This is a genomic window from Kosakonia oryzendophytica (assembly GCF_900094925.1).
GTDB lineage: Bacteria > Pseudomonadota > Gammaproteobacteria > Enterobacterales > Enterobacteriaceae > Kosakonia > Kosakonia oryzendophytica.
Genome location: NZ_FMAY01000002.1, coordinates 353,053 through 373,523, shown reverse-complemented (window position 1 = coordinate 373,523; position 20,471 = coordinate 353,053). Strand labels below are relative to the sequence as shown.

Sequence of the window (20,471 nt, the reverse complement as noted above, 5' to 3'; positions counted from 1 at the left end):
GAGACGCCATGGCCGACATTACCCTCACCCACAGCGAGCGCGAGCAATTACGCAATAAATTGCAAGCGTACTGCGAAACGCATTTCGAACTGGAGCTGGGGCAGTTTGACGCGGAATTTTTTATCGACTTTATCATCGAACAGATTGGCCCCGCCTTTTACAATGCAGGAATAGAGGAAGCGATTCGCACGCACGCGCTCTACAGCGAACGGATCCAGGAAGAGATGGATCTGAAGAAGATACTCTGAGCCTGTTTCACTCTCAGCGTTTCTGCGCTTCAGCCGCCGGAGATCAATATTCCCCTTCATTTTATATGACTATAATGCGGCCACTTTTTACATCTCCCGTGTCACGGGGAAGGAAAATCATGTCGCTTATCACCGCACTCCCGGACGTATTTGAACAATTCTCCGAAGCCCGCCAGAAAGGTTTTCTCACCGTGATGGACCTGAAAGAGCAGGGCATCCCATTGGTAGGCACGTACTGCACCTTTATGCCACAAGAGATCGCGATGGCCGCAGGCGCCGTAGTGGTCTCGCTCTGTTCCACCAACGATGAAACCATCGAAGAAGCGGAAAAAGATCTGCCGCGTAACCTCTGCCCGCTGATAAAAAGCAGCTACGGCTTTGGCAAAACCGACAAATGCCCCTACTTCTACTTTTCCGATCTGGTGGTGGGTGAAACCACCTGCGACGGCAAAAAGAAAATGTACGAATACATGGCAGCGTTCAAAGCCGTTCATGTGATGCAACTGCCGAACAGTGCGGCGGATGCTGCATCTCGGGCATTATGGAAAGCGGAGATCCTGCGCTTACAACAAGCGATCGAACACCGTTTTGGTCAGCCCATCAGCGAAGCAGCGCTGCGCGATGCCATTGCGCTGAAAAACCGTGAACGCCAGGCGCTGGCAAACTTCTACCGCGTGGGGCAGCTCAATCCGCCTGCACTTAGCGGTGCAGATATCCTGAAAGTGGTGTACGGCGCGACCTTCCGCTTTGACAAAGAAGCACTGATCGACGAGCTGAATACCATGGCCGAACGGATCCGCAACGAATGGCTGGCCGGGAAACGCCTGGATCCCCGCCCACGTATTTTGATCACCGGTTGCCCGATTGGCGGCGCGGCAGAGAAAGTCGTGCGCGCCATCGAAGAGAATGGCGGCTGGGTGGTGGGCTACGAAAACTGCACCGGGGCGAAAGCCACTGAACGCTGTGTTGACGAGAGCGGCGATGTGTACGATGCGCTGACCGACAAGTACCTGGCGATCGGTTGCTCCTGCATCTCGCCTAACGATGAGCGCCTGAAACTGCTCAGCCAGATGGTGGAAGAGTATCAGGCCGATGGCGTAATTGATGTCATTTTACAGGCGTGCCACACCTACGCCGTTGAGTCTCTGGCCATCAAACGCCATGTGCGGCAACAACACAACATTCCATATATGGCTATTGAGACGGATTACTCGACGTCGGACATCGGGCAACTTAGCACCCGCGTTGCCGCATTTATTGAAATGTTATAAGGAGTGGTCGTGGCGTTTACCGTAGGCATTGATTCCGGCTCGACCACCACCAAAGGTATTCTGCTGGAGGGCAACACCATCGTACGGCGTTTCCTCTGCCCGACCTCGTTTCGCCCCGCTGCGTCGATCGGTGAAGCGTGGGAGACATTGCGCGCCGGGCTTGCTGAACCTCCGTTTCTAACGCTAACCGGCTACGGACGGCAACTGGTGGATTTCGCCGACAAGCAGGTCACCGAAATCTCCTGCCACGGGCTGGGCGCACGGCTGTTATTGCCCGAGGCACGTACGGTCATTGACATCGGCGGTCAGGACAGCAAAGTGATCCAGCTTGATGAGCAGGGCAATCTCACTGATTTCCTGATGAATGATAAGTGTGCCGCCGGTACCGGGCGTTTTCTCGATGTCATCTCCCGCACGCTGGGTACGCAGGTTGAGCATCTTGATGACATTACCGAAGGCGTCGAGCCGCATCCACTCACCAGCATGTGCACCGTGTTTGCCGAATCGGAAGTGATCAGCCTGCGATCGGCGGGCATCGCACCGGAGGCGATCCTCGCCGGAGTAATCAATGCGATGGCGCGCCGCAGCGCCCATTTTATCGCCCGGCTTTCCACACAAGGCCCCTTGTTATTTACCGGCGGTGTCAGCCACTGCACCACCTTTCGCCGCATGCTGGCAGCGCACCTGAACAGTGAAGTGTTTACCCATGATGACGCCCAATATGCCGGTGCCGTGGGGGCGGCGCTGATCGGCCAGCGGCAGAGAAAGCGTCATGGCTGAATACCTGCTGCTGTTCCACAACACCCCCGGTGTGCTGCAAACCCGCAAGGCGTTGCAGGCCGCCGAAATCCCCTTTCGCGTACAGGATATCCCACGCACTCTGCGTGGCGGCTGCGGTTTGTGCATCCGTTTTCACAGTACCGCAAGCGACGTGGAGCAGTGGATGATCCCCGACGTCACGCAGGCAATTTATCGCTGCGAAGGTGAGCATTTCGTGCAGGTTTCGTAGATCCGAACAGAGGCCCAGTACGCGCAGTGCCATCGGGCTGTTTCGGCCTACTGCTCCTCAATCACAAACCGCGTCGCTTCAAAGCGGTTCAACATCAAATGCACCAACCACACCATGGTTAACGTCGCCACCAGCGCCACCGTGACAGACACGATGCGGTATAAATCGCTGAACACCAGGTCCGTGTCCGGGTGCAAGTTCTGACCAAACATAATGCCAATCGTCGTGACACTGGCAAAACCGACGCCAGCGCCGACTTTTTCCATTACGTGCAAGCGCGCGCTAAACGCCAGTCCGAGACCGATCAGCGGCATCATCAGCAGCATATGGCTGCTGTGGTTATAGAGGATCAACTGCACCAGCAGAATATAGAGACAGGCGAGCACCACCCCCACTACGCGCCACAATGAACTCAGCACCGATCCGCGATAATGCATGGGAAAGAGGATCAGGATCCCCGCCATCAGCGCGGAGAGGGAATCGCTCAGATCGCTTACCTGGAAGACAACAAAAATCATCGTTGCTACCGTTCCGGAAAGCAGGGATTCATGGCGCACGCGGGCGGCGTTTTTCTCGATCAACGGTGGGCGGGTGCGCGGCTCCACATCCGGGATCAGGTAATTCATCAGCGCACTCAGCGCCACCGCCATCACACTGGCTTCGATATTGGAAAACAGCAGCGTGTGCCAGTCGCTGGCGGGGTAGCTCATAAAGTTGAGCATCGTGCTCTGGCACACTACGCCTGCCGAACCGAACAGGAACAGCGCGCCTTTACTCATAAAGCGAAAACGCATCACATACAGTGCGAATACCACCAGCGTCATGATCACCGGCCAACGCGACAAATAGCCGATAATAAACACCATTTCGATGCAGTTCAGTACCGCGCTGAAGATAAACTGCTTTGCCACATGGCGATTAAATACCGGCACCAGCGATAACAGCATCACCGGGTATACCACATAAAACACGCCGTACTGGGTGTTATAAAAGCTCGACACGCTCAGGGCGATCATCCCGGCAAACACAATGCGCAAGGTTTGACGAAAGTCATTGGGGGTGTAAACGATATTGCCATGCGGCGTAAAAACCCGCGCCAGCGTATTAATAGACATAGTGCAGCAGGCTCACCAGATGGATTTGCAGGCCAGAGAAGATCCGTGCGAAAAAGCCCTCGCTGTTATACAACTGCACGGTAGCGCGTGCGCCGGTCGGCAACGTCTTTGGCAACGGTTCGTCCAGCGCCACGTGAATGCGCATACGCTGCGCGTCGCGCACCCAACGGTTGGAGGTTTCCGGTTTGGACAGTTCACCGTTCACCGCTTCCTGACCAGCAAGAACCCCGGCATCACTGCTGGTCACATGTGCCTTAAACACATGACCCGGCAACGCATCAAACACCACTGCAGCGTCGGTGCCTGTATGGGTATGGCGCAGGCTCTTCTCGCGGAAGTCCGCCACAATGTCCGTTTTTTCATGCACCAGCGCCAGTGCTGCGCCGCCAGCAGAGGCATAGAACCCCGGACTCAGTTGCAGGTTGCTGACCGTGCCATCCACTTCCGCCCTCACCTGCGTCCAGCTCAGGTTGAGCTGCGACTGTTGCAACGCATTACGGTATTTTTGCAGGGTGACGTTACGGGCATCATCCTTTTCACCACGCTCAATGGTCAGTTCATCAATCCTGGCATTGAGCGAGTTCACCGACTGGACGCTGCTCTGCCAGGTCGTGCGGACTTTATCGAGGTCGGACTGAGACACATTGTGCATCGCGCCCAGATTCTGATAGCGCTCAAAGGTAACGCGATCGTTCTGTGCGGTGATCTGCGCGGTCTTCAGGCTGGCCTGAGCGGCAACGATCTGCGCATCCAGTTGCTGGTTGGTCAACCGCGCCTGCGCCAGCGCGATCTCACTGGCCTCAATCTGGTTACGGAATGGCGTGGGATCCAGCGCAAACAGCAGGTCGCCCTTTTTTACCTGGCTATTGTTTTGTACATACACCTGCGCTACATAACCGGAAACCCTGGCAGAAACCGGCGTGACGACACGCATCACTGTCGAGTCAGGCGTCAGCGGGATCCAGATATCCGCAACGATAAAATAAACAAACATCAGCAGGAAAGAGGCAATACTGACCCTTACCCAGCGGGCAAACTTTTGTTCTGGCGTCATCATTTTCTTATTCGGTTTGGGTGTCGTCTTCGCGCATCACGCGCAAATTACAGGCGATTTGATTCAGAGTCGCGCTAAATACCGCCAGATCCGCAGCGGGGATATTGGCCGAGGCGCGCGCCTGGCAGGCGTTGATCACTTGCGTGATCCTTTCCAGCAGGCGTTGCCCGTCGGCGGTGAGCGCCAACAGGCGAATGCGTTTGTCGTACGGCGATGTCGTACGCGCAATCAGCCCCTGTTTTTCCAGTTGTGTGAGGGTACGCATCAGCGGCGGCAGTTCAATGCCCTGCACTTCCGCCAGTTCACTGACCGAAACATTGTCGCCCAACTGGTGCAACTGCATCAGCACCGTCCAGCTCGACTGCGTCATACCTGTGTCATTCAGCGCGCGATCGATCGTCGCGCGCCACTGCCGCACCACCATCGCCATGCGCATCCCTAACGGCCGACGGGCAAACAGTACATCTTCGGTCATCGAGACACCCTCCATTCAACGGAGGGGTAAGTTAATAGTTATCAGGGTAAGTATCAAGAAACGAGAGAGCAAAGAGCATGGATTGCGAAAGTCATTCGCACTTTTCTTCAATCAAAAAACACCATCCCTTTGTACGGTTTCTCGCGACAGGCCGCCAGCCGCTGCGCCAGGTTACCCACGTGCGCTTCCAGTTTATGCCCGTCCGGATCGAGAAAGTACCAGGAGTCGCCTTCACTTTTATTCACTTTCCAACTCACCACGCCAGCTTGCTCCAGGCGTGCAACGAAGGCCGCGAAATCACCCTCGTTGATGCTGAATGCGTAATGGGTATAGTCGCTGTGCTGCGGCAAAATCGGTGTGCGCTGCGCGTCCACGGAGAGGCATAACCACAGTTCACCACAGGTGAGATAGGCACCGTTATCCCAGCGCGCATGCAGTTTCAGGCCAAGCAATTCGTGGTAAAACGCAACGCTTCGGTCCAGGTCACTGACGGCCAACGTCAGGTGATTGAGGCTGTTTAACATAGATTTTCCCGGCACAAATGTTGACAGTGAGAATTAATACTCAGCGACCAAACCGGGGCGTTTGGTCGCTACCGTGTTTCATTCAGAGCATCTGGCTCAATTAGCGTGCTTCGTTGCCTGGTTTGCTTCTTTTACCTCAGCAACAAACTCCGGCAGATCCCATGTGCCGCCTGCGCGCACATAGCGACACATGCCCGTTGTCGACTCACTGCTTTTACGGAACGTTTCACCGTCCCACACCCACTCCGCCGACGCCCAACAGTCGCCAATCCCACGACCGCGTTGGCCCAACGAGATCGCGCCATCGGCATAGTCCGATGCCGAGTTGGTGATCAGCTGCGGGTTGCCTTTCAATGCCTTGTCGATAACCCAATAGCCATAACCTTCGTTGTACGCGGCGCGCCAGCAGAGGGTGGAAATGAGCGCATGCTTACTATCCAGCGGGGTCAGGGTAATATCGTTATCGCCTTCGACCGTCGCTTCCTGCGGTGATGACAGACGATCGCACCCATTATCGCCAGATAACGTTGCCAGCAGGCGCGGTTTCAGCGCTTTCACTTCCGCCTCGTTCAGCGTGCGGTCTTCACCATCATCCACGGCAACTGCCTGGATAACGGGCGCAGCAACAGGTGCTGCAACGCTATTTTCTGCCTTATCCCCTTTTTTACTCAATGCACCGGGCGTACCGACGCGCCCCTGCACATCGTCGAATTTCAGCAACACCGCGGACGCCCCCTCGCCAGACAGCACAAACGGTTTCACGCCGCCCGTAAACTCAACCTTACTACTGCCTTTCACGGCAGCAATCATGTTGCTGGCCTGCTCGTCCGATAATCGCCAGGTGTCGCTGTCTTCCGCTGCGACATCGCCTTGTGATTTACCGTCGATCCACAGCGTCAGTTTTGCCTGCGGCGTTGCCTCATCGGCTTCCATCTCCGCCAGCACCACATCGACCGTAACAGGGGTATCTGGCCCGGCTTTACGGGTGATCAGCACCGAGCCACTGGCTTCTTCTTCAGCGCTATAGCCTGCCGCGCGGCAGGTCAGCGTGTTGTCACACACCACTTCCCAATCTTTATGTTCAAAGGAGATGCCGCTGTGTTCCGCCATTGCGGGAAGACTGAGCGCTGCTGCCATCACCAGCGTCGCCTTAATACTGCTGTTCATGCCATCACTCCGTAATGAGAAATGGAAACAGTGTGCAGAAATTATGTGTCAGGGAGAAGTGTATTTTTCGCTTGTGCGCCAGGAGGATGATCGTGTCCACATATCACGGGCGAACAGATGAAACCTGCAACATATAGTGGCTGTTCCCCCGATGACATGAGTCCTAAGATAGGGTTTATAACCCTTTATAAAACAATGATAAATGCAACAAAAAGGACTTTCACAGTGAAAAAGCTCTCAAGAATATGCTGGAACGACAAATACTGGCGTGCGCCGTCCGGGCGGGAAGGAAAGTCAATCAATAGCAGTAGCTACGAATACCAGCATGGATTTGGTCATGAAGAGTGGTTATTCGATACGGAAAAACTTATTGATGGCTATCATTACGCCTATTTGCAATCCCTGGCAGGATTAGTTCGCAATGGTCAGGTAATGGATATCAATTTATACACCATTAAAAATGAAAAAAGGAACAATACACGTTATTGGCTGGGTGAGATTTTAAATGCTGAACTGGTTTCCCATGCGGAGTCCCGCAGAATAGTAAAACAGTACCAGCATAATGGCTGGTATGATGAAATGAAGTCGCAGCTTAACGAAGTCGATGTGGATGGCGATATATTAGGATCGATCGACAAGAGCGAATTCTTTACCATTAAGTTTAAGCCGCAAAACTTACGCTTATGCGAGCCGTATATTTTTAGTCATACCGACCCGGCCGTAAAATCAAATTATTACAATCTCATTAATTTTGTTGAGCTTCCTCTTCAGGCCCGCAGCGCAACAGCATTCGACTTTAAAGCAGGCCATCGCTCTAAACCAGAGAGCGGCCAGCGCAGCGGCGGTGGTTATCGCGCAGAAATCAGTTATATTCACAATACAATACAGGAGGCATTATATACTTCGCTCTGCCAGCACGTTGGTGAAGACCGGGTAAGCACGGAACAAAATACCGGGTATGGGACACGCATCGACCTTGTTGTGCAGGAAAATGAAAACACGTACTCTTTTTATGAAATAAAAACCCATGCCCACGTTTCCTATTGCATCCGTGAGGCCATCGGGCAGCTATTGGAATATGCCTACTGGCACGATAACGGCATACATATTACAAAAATGGTTATCGTTGGAATTACCCCGGCGACGGCAGAAGATAATGCCTATATCGCGCGATTACGGGCGCTACACCATCTGCCACTGGAATATATGCATTTCGATTTAGACCAGAAAACGTTCTCGCAGAGCGATCAATAAACAACGTCCAGCCAACTTATGCTGGCTGGACGTGGGTTTTATTCCCCGTCAGCGCCTGATTAATCGAGGTTCAGTTCACCGTAGGTTTTCACCACGCGGGAAACGATGCCGTAATCAATCGCTTCTTTGGTGTTCATCCAGTAGTTACGATCCGTATCCTGTTTCACTTTCTCAACCGGCTGGCCGGTTGCATCGGCGATCATGCGGTTAACGCGTTCCAGAGTACGGATGATCTCTTTGGCTTCAATCTCAATATCGCTCGCCTGACCGCGCACACCACCCAACGGCTGATGGATCATAAAGCGGGTATTCGGCAGCGAGTAGCGATGCTCTTTTTTCGCCGCCAGCAGGATGGTGATCCCGGCGCTGGCCACCCAACCGGTGCCAATAATGTGCACTTCCGGGGTGATAAATTTGATCATGTCATGGATAGTGTCAGCCGCTTCGACATGGCCACCCTGACTGTTAAGGTAAATTTTGATCGGTGCATCGCTGATGCCCTGTAACAGCAACAATTGCGTGACGACTTTTTCCGTCAGCGCCTGGTTAATTTCACCGGAGATGATAATAGAGCGGGAATCCAGCAGTTTTTGCTGCATCAGCTGGGTTGCGTTGCCGGTTTCGCTCTCTTTTTTATCGTCTTCGTCTTTGCCATTCATAACGTGCATGTGCTTTCTCCCCTTCAGGTTATGGAGCTAAGCATAGCCCAACGCAGGTTGAGCGGAAATAACAAGATGTTATCTCCGCTCGAGAGTGTCCTTACCACAGCTCTTCACGCCGCAACCCCAGGTCTTTTAACTGCTCGTCGCTGAGTGCCCGCAACAGCCTTGCCGTGCGCCTGCGCTCCCGCAGGTGTTGCCATTTACGCCAGAGTAAAACAAACCCGATCCACGGGCGCGTCGGTCGATTTTCAAAGAATTCCATCATCGCTCTCCTCACCAGAACAGAGCGTTATCATCGCCGCGAAAGGCTGTGACAATACAGACTCAGAAATTACTTTTCTTTAACATACAGATAGCTTAAAACAGTGTCTGAATCGCGAAAAATGGCCAAATCTGTACTGCTTTTTAAATCTGTATGGTGGAATCAAAGGATACAGCATGACACGCTACCAACATCTGGCCACGCTGCTGGCGGAACGTATTGAGCAGGGGCTCTATCGCCCCGGAGAAAAACTTCCTTCAGTACGAAGCCTGAGCCAGGAACACGGCGTGAGTATCAGCACCGTACAGCAGTCTTACCAGGTACTGGAAAACCTGCAACTGATCACCCCGCAACCGCGTTCTGGCTATTTCGTCGCGCCGCGTAAGGCGCAACCGCCCGTACCCGCGATGTCCCGTCCGGTGCAGCGCCCGGTCGATGTGACCCAGTGGGATGAAGTGCTTACGCTGCTTGATGCCCGCACCGATAAGGCCATCATTCCTTTTGGCGGCGGCGCACCGGATATCACACAGCCCACGCTCAAACCCCTATGGCGCGAAATGAACCGCGTCATACAGCACCAGTTACATGATGTTCTGAGTTATGACACGCTGCCCGGCCGCCGCGAACTGCGTGAACAGATCGCCCGACTGATGCTTGATGGCGGCACGTCGCTCAGCGCCGATGATATTGTGATCGCCAGCGGTTGCCACGCCGCGCTCACGCTGGCGTTACTGGCGGTTTGCCAACCGGGAGACATTGTTGCCGTCGAATCTCCCTGTTATTACGGCACCATGCAGTTACTGCGTGGGTTAGACATTAAAGCGATTGAGATCCCGACCGATCCCAATGCCGGGATCAGCATCGAAGCCCTGGAACTGGCACTGGAGCAGTGGCCGATCAAGGGCGTGATCCTGGTGCCTAACTGCAATAATCCGCTCGGGTTTATCATGCCGGAGGCACGCAAAAAGGCGGTACTGTCGCTGGCGCAACGCCACGACATTGTGATTTTCGAAGACGATATTTATGGCGAACTGGCCACTGATTATCCACGACCATCAACCATTAAATCTTATGATATCGATGGCCGCGTGCTGTTTTGCAGCTCCGTGACCAAAACTGTTGCACCAGGACTACGGGTCGGCTGGATCGCACCGGGGCGTTATCTCGATCGGGTATTGCATAAAAAATATGCTGCCATCGGCACAAACGTGCCCGGTACACAGCTGGCCGTAGCGGCATTTATTCGTGATGGCCATTATCACCGCCATGTACGACGCATGCGCCAGGTCTACCAGCATCAGCTCGAAACCTATACCTGCTGGGTACGTCAGTATTTCCCGTGCGGTATCTGTGTGACCCGCCCACAAGGGGGCTATCTGCTGTGGGTTGAATTACCGGAGACCGTCGATATGGTGTGTGTTTCCCGTGCCCTGTGCCAGTTAAAAGTCCAGATTGCGCCAGGCTCACTGTTCTCTGCCTCCGGTAAGTATCGTAACTGCCTGCGACTTAACTGTGCGCTGCCGCTGACGGAAGCCAACCGTGAAGCCATCAAACACCTGGGCGTAGCGATCCATAATGCCTTAGAGGCGTAATATTTTGCCGTTTGGTTATGTGTCCTGTGTAAAAACGGCGTAGATCTTCCGTGAAATAGCTTTATTAAGTTGGCACAGTCTGGCCTCCGTCAACCCAAACAGTTGGCCGATCTCTTTCAGTTTCATTTCATGCTGATAGTAGAGCGTGAAGATCGCTTGCTCACGGGGAGCAAGTTGCGCCAGCGCACTCCGTAACATACGCCCCACCAGCATCTCCTCTTCAAGGGGGCGACTGACAAGCGAAGAGGGGTACGAATCCTTTTCTTGCAGATTTTCAAGACTCTCCAGTTCGCCAGCGGAACAGAGTTGCAAATACGCCTGCCAGGATTCGAATGTCATTCGAAGGTGTGAGCTAACGTCTGTAAAACATGGTGTTTTCCCAGGCTCACTCGCCAACAGGCGTATCGCATCGTTGAGTTTGTGCGTTTGTTGCCGCAATCGCCGGGGGCGCCAGTCCAATTTGCGCAGTTCATCCAGCACGGCACCGCGTATGCGTTGCATAGCATAGCCGGCAAAACCAGCGTCCGGGTGCCCGTAGCGCCGTAAAGAAGAGAGCAGCCCCATAAGCGCAATTTGCCGCATATCGTCCTTATCCAGCACGGCACTGGTTTGCCAGGCAAACTGCCTGACGACTCTTCCCACCAACGGTAAGTAATCACGGAGATAACGCGTTTCGTCGGTTGGGGTTAAAATGTTTGCATCTGTATACTTCATCAATTCCCTGTTGACTCGCCCAGCCTTCATTTTAATAAGTGCCGGAAATAAGCAACTCACATGCCAGAGTTTTAAATATTAAAAATCAAAAGATTAAGAAAAAAAGAGGAAGTTTTAATTCCGACAAATTCACGGAAAGGAAATCTTTGCGGAAACAAAAATGCCGCTACGTTTATCGAAAAATATTTTGCGATTCATGCTATGGAAGAAATGAGAGCAAAAATGTACAGTAAGAAAAAACTAAACTGCTTACCATGTGTCGGCATTTCGTTACACAGCACTTAAGTGCATTGAGAAATAAAACCATTCGTCTTTCGGCATTAATCATTATTTATGCCGACAGGTCTCCACCATCAATCGTACTGACGAACCCTGACTGACAGTTAAAACACCATGCAATTTTATGAATAAACATTATTGTGCAATAAATAACTGGCTGATTGATGTCCCGTCAGGATCTATTCTTCATTTAGTGACCGGAGAACGAAAACGCCTGGGTGCCTATCAGCTCAAACTGCTTGATGTCCTGCAACAGAATGCCGGGAAAATTTTAACGCGCGAGGAACTGACCACGCTGGTCTGGGAACGCCGGGTGATTGGCAATAACAGTCTGCCCAATGCCATTCACGCACTGCGCGCCGCACTTGAGGACGACGGCAAGCAGCAACGGATCATCCGCACAATCCCGAAACATGGATATGTTCTGGAGGCGGAATATTGCCGGATGGTGGAAAAAGACGAAGAGGAGATCAATCTCACCAATGTGCTGCCCGCACAGGACGATGAAGAGGTGCTGTTCGACGAGGCTTTGGATACGATAGAACATGAACCGGTGGATACGTATTCCCTGCTGCCTGATGCGCTTTCTCCTGCCGTGCGACGCGAGGCGCAGATGCTTCCGTCACGCGCACAACGATGGAAAGTTGTCCTGGTTTTTCTGGTTATTGCACTGGGCAGCGCTGCACTGGGTTACGCCTTTATTCCCCGCAGTGAAGCACCGGAAGTGCGGGAAATAGCGAAAAATATTTACAGCAATATCCGCATCTTTACCGTCCCCGGGCACGAGAACGATCAGCCCCTCCAACAGACAACCTTCCTGCGATTAAGGGATACTTACTACACTATAAATCAACAACTTAAATCAAAATCAATTCACATGAGCGTTTATTATAACGATGAAAACCAGACGCTGAATTACACCCTGCGCCTGTATAACATCTGTCAGCAGAAAGTATTGGCGATGCAGATCTACCATTCGCGATCCAATGCCACCCTGCTTAATAACTTAATTCTCAGCGAAACCCGGAGAAAGCTCAATGAAATGGTTCCCTGCAAAACGCCGTAAACAGTCTGTTGCGCTGATATTGACAGCCCTTCTCGCTGCACTATCAGGCACGCAATTACACCGCGCCAATGCGGTCATACAGCAAAACGTCGATGAAGTTACGCAGTTTGGCTTCTATGACCTGATGCTGCGCCAAAAGGAGTTATACGACTCGCACATGACTACGAAGGGAAATACCATACAGAGCAATATCACCAGCCCTGATGACAATCAGTTCGTCCTGAAAGGGAATTTTGTGCGAACCAGACAACAGGGTCAAACCTATTATTTCAGCTACTCACCTATCTATTTTATGTCATCACAGAATAGCCGCATGATTAATGGGAATGTGGATTTACTAACCCACAGCGGTTTCTGGATACAGCAATACGAGGCGGATAACGTCCCATTGGTGAGTATGCAAAACGGTCTCATTTTCCTCTACCCGCTGGATGCCAGATAACGTACGTTCAATGAACAGATAGCGCAGATTCCCAGTTTTTTTACGCCCATAATTGTGCCGTATGTTTCACTGTTATTTCTGGCAAAACACAGAAAGAAAAAAAGCGCCAGGCAATACACATTGATATATCCGCGATGGGTCCATGTTGCGGATTACCTTCCCGATGTATCTGAGCCTTTTTCACGCATCGACGCCAGGCGGTAACGCAGAGCACGGGGAGTAATGCCAAGAACGGCAGCCGTTTTGGTTTTGTTTCCCTGATGCTGCCTGAGTACTTCACTGATGTAGTCATACTCCGCATTGCGCCCGTGCCGGCGTACATCAGAAATCATGGCTTCGCCCGGTTTCGCCTGCGAGTGGGGCGTCGGCAGCCCCAGATCGGCGGCGTTGATCTCGTCGCCGTCTGCAAGGATCACACCGCGCTTCACCACGTTTTCCAGCTCGCGGATATTGCCAGGCCAGTCATGATTCAGCAGTGCCCGACAGGCTTCATCACTCAGACTTACCCTTCGTAGGAAACAGGACTGATACTTGTTCAGCAGAAACCGGGCAATCGGCAGAATATCCTGTGGGCGACTCCGCAACGGGGGAATGTGGATCGGCACCACCGCAATGCGGTAAAACAGATCCTGGCGAAAACGCCCTGCGTCCACTTCACGCTGAAGATCTTTATTCGTCGCCGCAATCAGGCGGATATTCAACGGCAAGCATTGACGACTCCCGAGTCGTTCTACCTCCTGTTCCTGCAAGACACGCAGCAGTTTTGCCTGCATCGCTGGCGACATATCGCCGATTTCATCCAGTAACAACGTACCGCCGTTTGCTTGCTCAAACTTTCCCGGAAGGCTGGTCACAGCCCCGGTAAAGGCACCTTTTTCATAGCCAAATAACATCGCCTCCAGCAGATTTTCCGGGATGGCGGCACAATTGACGCCTACATAAGGTGCATCATGCGCATAAGCATTGTCGTGAATATACCGGGCCACGCACTCTTTGCCGGTTCCGGTTTCACCACTAATCAACACCGGGACTGGATATTTGGCAAGACGGCGGGCTAATGAAAAAACATTTTCGCTGGCAACCGAGTGAGTAATAAATATATTCCCTTTACTTCCGCCATAATCAATAAAATGCGTCATTAGCACTTACCAAGGAAACTGTTAAATATAAAAAAAGGCCCTATCATGCCAGACGTTTTATCCGTCAGTCAGAATAGGGCAAAAAAGACTTATATCTCAGCACGACGAATTATACCGCTCGAGAAAAAAATGTCTTAATAATCTTAAATATTAAAATATTAATCCATATAAAACATATGGATACTTAAAAAATCATCCATTACACATAATCATTTAATAAATTTCTTATCTGTGCATTGCTGACAGCTCAGAAGGAAAAACGCGCACTGCCACAGGCCTCCCGTACGACTCTGTCGGCCCTTTACGTAGACATGATTTGACCGCCATCACACTTAGTGCGCTGACCCGCCTGATTGAATAAATTATTCTTATTTTTATCCTTATTAATAATATATTATTCCTTATACAGCGCCACCATTAGTGCGGCAGGCAAAGTACACACTGAAAAGTTAAGTGAGACGTTGATGAACATTGATCTATCCAAACTGACCACCGAAGGTCGCAACGCTGCGAGCGCCCATATTGACATGCTCTCCACCGAAGAGATGCTGAAGGTAATCAACGCTGAAGACCAAAAAGTGGCACTGGCGGTGGAAAAGGTGATCCCGGCAATCACCCGGGCGGTCGATGCCATAGTCGGGGCATTTCGCAAAGGCGGGCGCTTAATCTACTGTGGCGCAGGCACTTCCGGTCGGCTGGGGATCCTTGATGCCAGCGAATGTCCCCCCACCTACGGCACCCCGCGTGAGCAAGTGGTAGGGTTAATTGCCGGGGGGCATCGCGCCATTTTGCAGGCGGTAGAAAACGCTGAAGACAGTCTGACACTCGGCGTCGATGACCTGAAAGCGCTTAATTTCAACGCACATGACGTACTGGTTGGCATTGCCGCCAGTGGCCGCACACCGTATGTGATCGCCGCCATGCAGTATGCGAAAAGCCTTGCGGCAACCACGGTCGCCCTGACCTGCAATGACGGTAGCGAAATGGCCCGCATCGCCGACATCGCCATTGTACCCATTGTCGGCCCTGAGGTAGTCACAGGCTCTTCGCGCATGAAAGCCGGCACCGCACAAAAAATGGTGCTCAATATGCTCACCACCGGCGCCATGATCCGCAGCGGTAAAGTCTACGGCAATCTGATGGTCGATGTGGAAGCCACCAACCTGAAGCTGGTGCAACGCCAGATCAATATTGTGATGGAAGCAACGGGCTGCGATGCAGACACGGCCTCTCTGGCGCTGAAAGCGTGTGAGGGCCACTGTAAAACAGCGATCGTCATGGTTCTGGGCCAGCTCAGCGCTACGCAAGCAACACAATTGCTCCAGGATAACGGCGGTTTTATCCGCCAGGCACTGGTTAATGCGGGGATAAAGTGATGGTGAAAATCACGGGACAGCTTATAGCGAACATCGTGGAGTTGGTCGGCGGTAGAGACAACATTAAAACCTGCGGCAACTGTATGACACGGTTGCGTCTGACATTAAACAATGAAGAGCAGGTTGACTATGAAAGCCTTAAAGCCCTGCCAGGTGTGTTGGGTGTAGTGAACAGTGATGATCAATTACAAATTATTGTCGGTCCGGGGAAAGCACAAACCGCCGCAGACACCCTGAATACGCTGCTTGGACATGAACACGCCCCCGCCGAAGCCGCAACACTGCAAAGCGTTGCGCGCGACACCAAACAGCAGATGAAAGCAAAACAGACCAGCGCGGTACATCAGTTCCTGTCGAAATTCGCCACGATTTTCACCCCCCTGATCCCCGGTTTTATCGCCGCCGGGATGCTGCTCGGTGTGGCCACATTAATCGAGCAAAGTCTGCTGAGCGGCGCGGCGCAAAAGAGCGCAACCCTCAGCCATCTGGTGGGGTATATGAAAATATTCGGCAAAGGCTTGTTCACATTTTTGCCGATCCTGATTGGTTATAACGCGCAGAAAGCCTTTGGTGGCAGCGGCGTTAACGGCGCGATCATCGCTGCACTGTTTGTACTCGGTTATAACCCGCAGGCCACCAGCGGGTATTTCTCCGGTATCGATAACTTCTTCGGTATGAGTATCGATCCGCGCGGCAATATTATTGGCGTCTTGATCGCCGCCATCCTCGGCGCGTGGATTGAACGGCAAATACGCAAAATCGTGCCGGATAACCTCGACATGATCCTCACCTCATTACTGACGCTGCTGATTACCGGGGCGCTGGCCTTTACAGTGATAATGCCGATTGGCGGTGAGTTGTTTAAGGGCATGTCGTGGTTGTTTCTGCACCTGAACGGTAACCCGTTTGGCTGTGCGGTGCTGGCTGGTCTGTTCCTGATTGCCGTGGTTTTTGGCGTACATCAGGGCTTTATTCCGGTCTATTTTGCGCTCATGGATGCGCAAGGCTTTAACGCATTGTTCCCGATCCTGGCTATGGCGGGGGGTGGTCAGGTCGGCGCAGCGCTTGCGCTCTATTTCCGTTCACCGCCGCATTCTGTTATCCGCAACCAGATCCGTGGTGCGATCATTCCCGGCATTCTGGGCGTTGGCGAACCGTTGATTTACGCCGTCACGCTACCGCGTGTTAAGCCGTTCATTACTGCCTGTATTGGTGGCGCATGCGGCGGTTTCTTTATTGGCCTGGTGGCATGGCTGGGGTTGCCGGTGGGCCTCAATACTGTGTTTGGCCCGTCCGGTCTGGTCGCCCTGCCGCTAATGACGTCGGCTCAGGGGATCTACGCCGGTATGGCGGTCTACGCAGCCGGCGTGGCGGTTTCGTATGTGTGCGGTTTTGTCGTCACCTGGTTCTTTGGTCACAAAGCAGTGGACTTGAACTGATCGCCAGGGCGGTGCGCCGCCCTGCGTTTTACTCATCCTGATAACGTTCTTTCCAGATATCCAGTGTACGCGGCACCTGAGTTTTATCCTCCCGCGTGGTGAAGTAATGCAGTTGCAATTTTCCACCCGGTCGCGCAGGGGGAAACAAGCGTGCAGCCCAGATATCACCCTGTGGCGTGTAGATAATCATGGCGGTTTGTCGGTTGGCCGCACCGCGCAGCCACATCGAGACGACCGTCGCCCCCATATTGTCCCGGTCGTTTTCGTAGATAAACACATTGGCTGTATCCACAAACTGCTGATAATCCTCCCCGACCAGCGCACGGAATTTCTGGTCCAGCGCGTCCGTGGGGAGAACCCCCAACGAGTAGAGCGTCGCTGATGGACGCGGATCCTTCTCTGCGGGCTGATACACCCCATCAATAAACGCACCGTTGGGCATAATGAGTCGACATCCCCACTCTGCATTGCTGTGTACCTGCAAAGCGCCATCCTGCTTGGGAATGATCAAGATTAAGCAGTCGCTGACATCGTGAATATTTTCAACCAGTACCATACCGTAGACTTTACGTGCCTCAGCAGTAAATTCTTGCCGGTTAACCCCGGCCCATACGCGGATGTCCGTGTCGATACTCCATTCACTGCTGCGGCTAAACTGAAGCACACTGCCGCTCATATGGGGCGCGAGCATATTCCACCACTGCCCTTGCCACGTAAAATCCGTTTTCACGTCTGACACCATATTGATGCCTTTGTAATAAGCGCGGCGGATGCAGTTATCCGTTGTGCAAGTTTGCAGGGAGGCTTCCCACGCAGCATATTGCTGGCGTATTGAACGGGTATCGTCATGATCCAACCTTGAACGATAGATAGTATCCAGCGTTTGGTCGAGCCAGCGCAGATTGTCATTATTGCAAATCGTATTTTCCAGTGGTGTTGCCGCACGCCTGCAGTTCACCGCCCATGCGCTGCAGGCATACAGGTTTAATAAAATTAAAAGGCCACCAAATAAAAGGCGATTAACCATGGCAAATATTCTTCAAGGTTAGCGATTCGCAGTGTGGGAATTATAGATGATTTTTACTAAGAAATCGTTAAGCAAATTAATAAATTAAACTAGTTAAGTCGACCTTAATTTGTGTCGCTTATATTCTTATTTTATTTTTTTAAATCACAAATCGGCGTTCAAAATCGATATTACCGAAAGCAGCATGCCTGCAGAAAATAACGGATTGTGAAAAGCCCGGTAGCAAACCGGGCTGCAGAAGTATCAAAACGCGTAGGAAAGACTGCCCACAATGTTGCGCTCGGCGCCAAAATAGCAGTAAGAGAGGGAATTACAGGCGGCAATATAGCGTTTGTCCGTCAGGTTATTGACTGTGACCTGCGCGCTCAATCCTTTCAGACCCACCTGCGCCAGATCGTAACCCACTGCCATGTCTACCAGCGTATAGGAAGGCAGCGTGTGCGTATTCTGGCGATCGGACGTCATGCCATTCACATAACGCGCGCCGGAACCCACCGTCAGACCTTTTAACGGGCCGGTTTTCACATCGTAGCTCAGCCAGGCGCTGGCCTGATTGCGCGGCGCGTAAACGGCGCGTTTGCCCTGCTCTTCCGCGCTGCTCCTGGTGTAGCGAATATCATTGTAGGTATAAGACGCCTGCAATCTCAGGTTATCCGTCAACTGCCCCACCGCTTCCAGTTCAAGACCTTCAGACTCGATTTCACCAATCGAGCGATACGGATCGGTTGGCTCCACTTTGGTGGCAATATTTTCCTGATTAATCCGATACACCGATGCGCTGTACATCGTCTGCGATCCTTCCGGCTGGAACTTCAGCCCCGCCTCCCACTGCTTCCCTTTCATCGGCTTGAGGATCTTGCCGTACTCATCAGTAAAGCTGGTTGGCGTAAACGCAGTGGAGTAGCTGACGTACGGCGCAAAACCGCTATCGAACAGATACATCAGCGCGGCACGGCTACTGACGTGGTTTTGATCCAGCGTATCGCTGCTGTCATTGATCTTATTGACGTTCGTGATCTTCACCTGATCGTGACGACCACCCAGCGTCAGCCGCCATCTGTCCAGCGACATTTGATCCTGCACGTAGATCCCGGTTTGCTCCAGCTTATGCTTTTCGCGGCTGTAGACCATGATCGACAACGGATCGGCACCATAGACCGGGCTGAAGGCATCGATCGCCGGGAAACTGCCGTAAGAGGCCGTAACATCATTATTGCGACGCTGATAATCGACGCCCAAAAGCACGCGGTGGTTGATCATGCCAGTGTCGATGCTGCCATCGATCTGGTTATCCAGGGTGATGGCCGAAAGCGATTCATCAGAGCCGGAATAGCCGCGATTCAGTTCGCTGTCGTTTAGCCAGCCTGCGGCATACACCTGGTTCAAATCGACATTGGTACGGAGGTAACGCAGTTTCTGGCGAACGGACCAGCCACTGTCGAACGCATGTTCGACGTTGTAACCAACCATATTTTCCCGGCGATCATACTTATCGTATTTGTCTTCCCCTTCGAAGAAGGTATTAGAAATTTTCTGCCCGGCATGGGAAACCACTGTGCCTTCATAAGGCAGGCCAGAGTGGCTACCGCCCTCGGGGTCGCGATGCAGATAGGCCATCAGTTCAAGACGCGTGTTGTCGGTAATACGCCATGTCAGGCTGGGCGCGATGGCGTAACGCTGCTCTTTCAGGTGATCAAACTGGGAGTCCGCATAGCGCGTCATGCCGGTTAAACGTACCGCCACGCGGTCGTTGTCATCCACCGGGCCGGTCACATCAAACGCGGCACCGCGCTGGTTATTGTTACCGGCAAACAGTTTAACTTCACCGCCGGGGTCAAACGACGGTTTACGGGAGTTCAGCGCCACAATGCCGCCTGGCGAAGAGCGCCCATAAAGCACCGATGCCGGGCCACGCACCACTTCAACGCTATCGAGGAACCAGGGATCAATGACCAGAGAACTGTGCGAATTGCTATCGCCCATCATCTTCAGACCGTCGAGATAGATATTATCCAGACTGCCATCGGAGAAGCCACGCAGCACAATATAGTCAAAACGGTTCGATGCGCCGATCTGGTTGCTGTAAACGCCCGGCGTGTAGCTGACTGCCTGGCGAACGTTAATAGCACCCTGCTCTTCATACTGCTGGCGCGTCACGATGGAAACCGCCTGCGGCGTTTCGATATCCGGCGTTTCCAGCTTGGTTGCGCCACTCTGCATTTGCGAAGTCACCACCACAGTATCCTGGGTGGCTGCGGTTTCCGCCGCCGCCAACCCGCTCATTCCACCTGTGATACAGCCAATCATCAACGCCAGTCGCGTTTTTGCGAACATGAAAATCTCCAGAAGCCGTTAT

General features: G+C 52.7%; 21 protein-coding genes. 10 read left to right on the top strand and 11 right to left on the bottom strand.

The genetic code is table 11. The annotated features are described in order from the left end of the window. The first annotated feature begins 8 nt into the window (after window positions 1–8). From GA0061071_RS04920 to GA0061071_RS04905, 4 genes are all read left to right on the top strand, one after another. Entirely contained in the window at window positions 9–248 is a 240-nt protein-coding gene (locus GA0061071_RS04920; RefSeq protein ID WP_061497952.1) for a DUF2164 domain-containing protein, read from the top strand. Window positions 249–367: 119 nt separating this feature from the next. Continuing rightward, window positions 368–1,519 carry a double-cubane-cluster-containing anaerobic reductase gene (locus tag GA0061071_RS04915; protein WP_061497954.1) on the top strand — a complete coding sequence of 384 codons (1,152 nt, stop codon included), beginning with the start codon at window positions 368–370 and terminating at the stop codon, window positions 1,517–1,519. A gap of 9 nt (window positions 1,520–1,528) precedes the next feature. Then, window positions 1,529–2,299 (top strand): putative 2-hydroxyacyl-CoA dehydratase activator YjiL, encoded by a 771-nt coding sequence (yjiL, locus tag GA0061071_RS04910; protein ID WP_088237336.1) that lies wholly within the window; start codon window positions 1,529–1,531, stop codon window positions 2,297–2,299. Beyond that, entirely contained in the window at window positions 2,292–2,528 is a 237-nt protein-coding gene (locus GA0061071_RS04905; protein ID WP_088237335.1) for a putative Se/S carrier protein, read from the top strand. Before yjiL ends, GA0061071_RS04905 begins: the two co-directional genes overlap by 8 nt. A gap of 47 nt (window positions 2,529–2,575) precedes the next feature. Here GA0061071_RS04905 and GA0061071_RS04900 read toward each other — a convergent pair whose 3' ends face one another. From GA0061071_RS04900 to GA0061071_RS04880, 5 genes are all read right to left on the bottom strand, one after another. Then, the gene (locus GA0061071_RS04900) at window positions 2,576–3,643 is read right to left on the bottom strand and encodes a DUF2955 domain-containing protein (RefSeq protein ID WP_061497961.1); all 1,068 of its coding nucleotides are present in this window, start codon (window positions 3,641–3,643) and stop codon (window positions 2,576–2,578) included. Beyond that, window positions 3,633–4,700, bottom strand: a complete 1,068-nt coding sequence (locus GA0061071_RS04895; RefSeq protein WP_061497963.1) for an HlyD family secretion protein — start codon at window positions 4,698–4,700, stop codon at window positions 3,633–3,635. Before GA0061071_RS04895 ends, GA0061071_RS04900 begins: the two co-directional genes overlap by 11 nt. A gap of 4 nt (window positions 4,701–4,704) precedes the next feature. Then, complete coding sequence (locus tag GA0061071_RS04890) at window positions 4,705–5,172, bottom strand: MarR family transcriptional regulator (protein WP_061497965.1); 468 nt, start codon at window positions 5,170–5,172, stop codon at window positions 4,705–4,707. A 107-nt stretch (window positions 5,173–5,279) separates the two neighbouring features. Beyond that, window positions 5,280–5,696 (bottom strand): FosA family fosfomycin resistance glutathione transferase, encoded by a 417-nt coding sequence (locus GA0061071_RS04885; protein WP_088237334.1) that lies wholly within the window; start codon window positions 5,694–5,696, stop codon window positions 5,280–5,282. Between the two features lie 96 nt (window positions 5,697–5,792). Continuing rightward, a complete protein-coding gene (locus GA0061071_RS04880) occupies window positions 5,793–6,863 on the bottom strand; it encodes a DUF1176 domain-containing protein (RefSeq protein ID WP_061497969.1) in 1,071 nt (356 codons plus the stop codon). Between the two features lie 117 nt (window positions 6,864–6,980). Here GA0061071_RS04880 and GA0061071_RS04875 point away from each other — a divergent pair, with 117 nt between their 5' ends. Next, the gene (locus tag GA0061071_RS04875) at window positions 6,981–8,117 is read left to right on the top strand and encodes a hypothetical protein (protein WP_134318895.1); all 1,137 of its coding nucleotides are present in this window, start codon (window positions 6,981–6,983) and stop codon (window positions 8,115–8,117) included. A gap of 59 nt (window positions 8,118–8,176) precedes the next feature. Here the strand turns inward: GA0061071_RS04875 and GA0061071_RS04870 are convergent, their stop codons facing one another. After that, entirely contained in the window at window positions 8,177–8,776 is a 600-nt protein-coding gene (locus GA0061071_RS04870; RefSeq protein WP_245191399.1) for an ATP-dependent Clp protease proteolytic subunit, read from the bottom strand. 100 nt (window positions 8,777–8,876) lie between these two features. Continuing rightward, window positions 8,877–9,044, bottom strand: a complete 168-nt coding sequence (locus tag GA0061071_RS04865; RefSeq protein WP_420843379.1) for a YjiS-like domain-containing protein — start codon at window positions 9,042–9,044, stop codon at window positions 8,877–8,879. Between the two features lie 173 nt (window positions 9,045–9,217). On the opposite strand from GA0061071_RS04865, the gene GA0061071_RS04860 reads away from it, so the two are divergent. After that, a complete protein-coding gene (locus tag GA0061071_RS04860) occupies window positions 9,218–10,633 on the top strand; it encodes an aminotransferase-like domain-containing protein (protein ID WP_088237332.1) in 1,416 nt (471 codons plus the stop codon). Between the two features lie 15 nt (window positions 10,634–10,648). On the opposite strand, the gene GA0061071_RS04855 is transcribed toward GA0061071_RS04860, so the two are convergent. Continuing rightward, window positions 10,649–11,347 (bottom strand): sigma-70 family RNA polymerase sigma factor, encoded by a 699-nt coding sequence (locus tag GA0061071_RS04855; protein WP_088237331.1) that lies wholly within the window; start codon window positions 11,345–11,347, stop codon window positions 10,649–10,651. A 403-nt stretch (window positions 11,348–11,750) separates the two neighbouring features. Between GA0061071_RS04855 and GA0061071_RS04850 the strand changes: the two genes are divergently transcribed. Together GA0061071_RS04850 and GA0061071_RS04845 are read left to right on the top strand one after the other, a co-directional pair. Next, window positions 11,751–12,692: a transcriptional regulator gene (locus tag GA0061071_RS04850; RefSeq protein WP_061497980.1), complete on the top strand. Its 942-nt coding sequence runs from the start codon at window positions 11,751–11,753 to the stop codon at window positions 12,690–12,692. After that, the gene (locus GA0061071_RS04845) at window positions 12,664–13,134 is read left to right on the top strand and encodes a hypothetical protein (RefSeq protein WP_061497982.1); all 471 of its coding nucleotides are present in this window, start codon (window positions 12,664–12,666) and stop codon (window positions 13,132–13,134) included. The genes GA0061071_RS04850 and GA0061071_RS04845 overlap by 29 nt, the downstream gene beginning before the upstream one ends. Before the next feature lie 152 nt (window positions 13,135–13,286). Here the strand turns inward: GA0061071_RS04845 and GA0061071_RS04840 are convergent, their stop codons facing one another. Further along, window positions 13,287–14,273 carry a sigma-54 interaction domain-containing protein gene (locus tag GA0061071_RS04840; protein WP_088237330.1) on the bottom strand — a complete coding sequence of 329 codons (987 nt, stop codon included), beginning with the start codon at window positions 14,271–14,273 and terminating at the stop codon, window positions 13,287–13,289. Between the two features lie 464 nt (window positions 14,274–14,737). On the opposite strand from GA0061071_RS04840, the gene murQ reads away from it, so the two are divergent. Both murQ and murP read left to right on the top strand, forming a co-directional pair. Then, window positions 14,738–15,649, top strand: coding sequence for an N-acetylmuramic acid 6-phosphate etherase (gene murQ / locus GA0061071_RS04835; protein ID WP_061497986.1), 912 nt, complete (start codon window positions 14,738–14,740; stop codon window positions 15,647–15,649). Next, window positions 15,649–17,088, top strand: coding sequence for a PTS N-acetylmuramic acid transporter subunit IIBC (gene murP / locus GA0061071_RS04830; RefSeq protein WP_088237329.1), 1,440 nt, complete (start codon window positions 15,649–15,651; stop codon window positions 17,086–17,088). The genes murQ and murP overlap by 1 nt, the downstream gene beginning before the upstream one ends. A 28-nt stretch (window positions 17,089–17,116) precedes the next feature. Here the strand turns inward: murP and GA0061071_RS04825 are convergent, their stop codons facing one another. Together GA0061071_RS04825 and foxA are read right to left on the bottom strand one after the other, a co-directional pair. Then, window positions 17,117–18,046, bottom strand: a complete 930-nt coding sequence (locus GA0061071_RS04825) for a lysozyme inhibitor LprI family protein (protein ID WP_245191396.1) — start codon at window positions 18,044–18,046, stop codon at window positions 17,117–17,119. Between the two features lie 312 nt (window positions 18,047–18,358). Further along, window positions 18,359–20,449: a ferrioxamine B receptor FoxA gene (gene foxA, locus GA0061071_RS04820; RefSeq protein WP_088237328.1), complete on the bottom strand. Its 2,091-nt coding sequence runs from the start codon at window positions 20,447–20,449 to the stop codon at window positions 18,359–18,361. Window positions 20,450–20,471: the final 22 nt, after the last annotated feature.